Consider the following 2,611-nt stretch of genomic DNA (forward strand, 5'->3'; position numbering starts at 1 on the left):
GGCAGGACAGAGGGGGGCGCGAAGGAACGAGGCGTACGCCGTTTTCCATTATGCCCTTCGACGCCTGACCCATGCCCGCCAAGCTCACCTCCTACCGCGCCAAGCGCCAATTCTCCCGCACCCCCGAGCCAGCCGGCGGCACCGTCGCGGAGGGCGGCAACCGCTTCGTGGTCCACAAGCACCACGCCACCGCCGACCATTACGACCTGCGCCTCGAAGTCGGCGGCGTGCTAAAAAGCTGGGCCGTCCCGCGCGGCCCCTCGCTCAATCCGGCCGACAAGCGCCTCGCGGTCGAGACCGAGGACCATCCGATCGAATATATCGACTTCGAGGGTGTCATCCCCGAGGGCGAATATGGCGGCGGGCCGATGATCGTCTGGGACACCGGCACCTGGGCGCCGATGGAGGATGTCGAAAAGAGCCTCAGGACCGGCGCCTTCAAATTCCGGCTGGCCGGGCGGAAGCTCAATGGCGGCTGGATGCTGACGCGTCTCAAGCCGAAGCCCGGCGAGGACGAGAGCAAGAAGAACTGGCTGCTGTTCAAGGAGCGCGACCTCGCTTCCGACACCAAGCTCGACATCCTCGAAACCCGCCCGGAAAGCGTGAAATCGGGCCGCCGCATCGAGGAACTGGTGGCGCCGCCGAAGAAGCGCGAGCGCCTGCCGCCGAAAGCCGGCTCGCTGAAGCCCGGCGCGCTGCCCGGCGCCGTCGAGGCCGACCCGCCGGCCCGCATCGAGCCGCAACTCGCCACGCAGGTGTCGAAGCCGCCGGGCGGCGACGATCCCGCAGAGCGCACCGACCAACTCTGGTTGCACGAGATCAAATTCGACGGCTACCGCACCATGGCGCATGTCGTCGATGGCGAGGTGCGGCTGATCACTCGCGGCGGCATCGACTGGACCAAACGCTACGGCGATCTTCCTCAGGCGTTCTCGCGGCTGCCGGTCGCCCAGGCGGTCATCGACGGCGAGATCATGGTGCTCGACGACAAGGGCATCTCGCGCTTCGCGCTGCTGCAGGACGCGCTGGCTGAAGGCGCGGGCTCGAAACTGCATTTCTACGCCTTCGACCTGCTCCACCTCGACGGCTGGGACCTACGCAAGGCGCCCCTCATAAAGCGCAAGGCGCTGCTTGCCGGATTGCTCGCCGGCCAGGCCGCCAACGCCGCGATCCAGTACAGCGACCATGTCGAAGGCGATGGGCAGGGGCTTTACGATCGGGCCTCCGAGCTTGGGCTGGAAGGCGTCGTCTCCAAGCGCGCCGACGCCGCCTATATCAGCGGCCGCACCAAGAGCTGGACCAAGGTGAAGGCCCAGAAGACGGATGACTTCGTCATCGCCGGCTACACCGTCTCCGACCGGGCGGAGGGGCTGGCGGCGCTTGGAATGGCCGAGTTCGTCGATGGCGAATTGCACTATCGCGGCAAGGTCGGCACCGGCTTCGACCGCGACATGGCTACTGACCTGCTCGCCCGGCTGGAGCGTCTGACCGCCGGCGCCACGCCGCCCGAAGGCGTGCCGCGCGAGATCATGCGTGAGATGCATTGGGTGAAACCGCTGCTGTCGGCCCGCATCCGCTATTCGAACCGCACCGCCGACAATGCGATCCGCCACGGCGTCTTCCGCGGTCTGCGCGATGTCGGCGGGCTGACCACGCCGGCACCGGTCAAGCGCAAGCGGCTGATCGCCGAATCCGACCTCGCCACCATCTGGGTCACCAATCCGGAGCGGCGGCTGTTCGGCAAGACCGGGCCGACGAAACTCGACATCGCCGTCTATTACGCGCTGGTCGGCGATTTCATGCTGCCGCACATCATCGGCCGGCCGGTGTCGCTGGTGCGCTGCCCGACCGGCAAGCCGCAGGACTGCTTCTTCCAGCGCCACGCCTTCACCGGCATGCCGCCTTCGGTGGCGGTGTTCGAGTCGATCAACTCGGAGGGCGAGACGAAAACCTATCTCTCGGTCGAGGACGCCAAGGGCTATCTGGCGCTGGCGCAGTTCGGCGTCGTCGAGTTCCACACCTGGGGCACGCATCGATCGAAACTCGACAAGCCCGACCAGATCGTCTTCGACCTCGACCCGGGCGAGGGGATTTCCTGGCGCGAGGTGGTGGAGGCCGCCATCCACATCAAGGGCGGGCTGGAGAGCCTGGGACTGGTGCCCTTCGCCAAGACGTCGGGCGGCAAGGGCATCCACATCACCGTGCCGGTGACGCGCAAGCAGAACTGGAAGAAACTGCACCAGGCCTCGAGCGCGATTTCGACTTTGCTGGCGGCAAGCGCGCCGGATACCTTCACCACGACGATGGGCAAGGAGAACCGCAAGAAGCGCATCTTCATCGACTTCCACCGCAACGCCCGCGGCCACACCTCCGCCGCCCCCTATTCGCTGCGCGCCCGCACCAACCTGCCTGCCTCGACGCCGGTGAGCTGGACCGACCTGGAGACGATCGACGCGCCCGAGGATCTGAACTACGCCTCGCTGCCGGGATTGCTGGAGACGTCGGGCGATCCGTGGGCGGAGATCGATGAGGCTGCAAGGGATCTGCCGGGGTTTGAGAAGGCAAGTTAGCAAGGGGCGTCGAGTTCCTTCGCGCCCCCCTCTGTCCTGCC

1 protein-coding gene is annotated in these 2,611 nt (G+C 66.8%); it reads left to right on the top strand.

From position 1 onward, the window contains the following. Positions 1-71: 71 nt before the first annotated feature. On the top strand, positions 72-2,570 hold the full coding sequence (ligD, locus tag DPM33_RS35555; RefSeq protein WP_112102223.1) for a DNA ligase D: 2,499 nt from the start codon (positions 72-74) through the stop codon (positions 2,568-2,570). Positions 2,571-2,611: the final 41 nt, after the last annotated feature.

The sequence above is a fragment of the Mesorhizobium hawassense genome, assembly GCF_003289945.1.
Taxonomy (GTDB): Bacteria; Pseudomonadota; Alphaproteobacteria; order Rhizobiales; family Rhizobiaceae; genus Mesorhizobium; species Mesorhizobium hawassense.

Excerpts from the sequence above, each read along its gene's own strand:
- ligD (WP_112102223.1), top strand. The coding sequence starts at position 72 with ATGCCCGCCAAGCTCACCTCCTACCGCGCCAAGCGCCAATTCTCCCGC.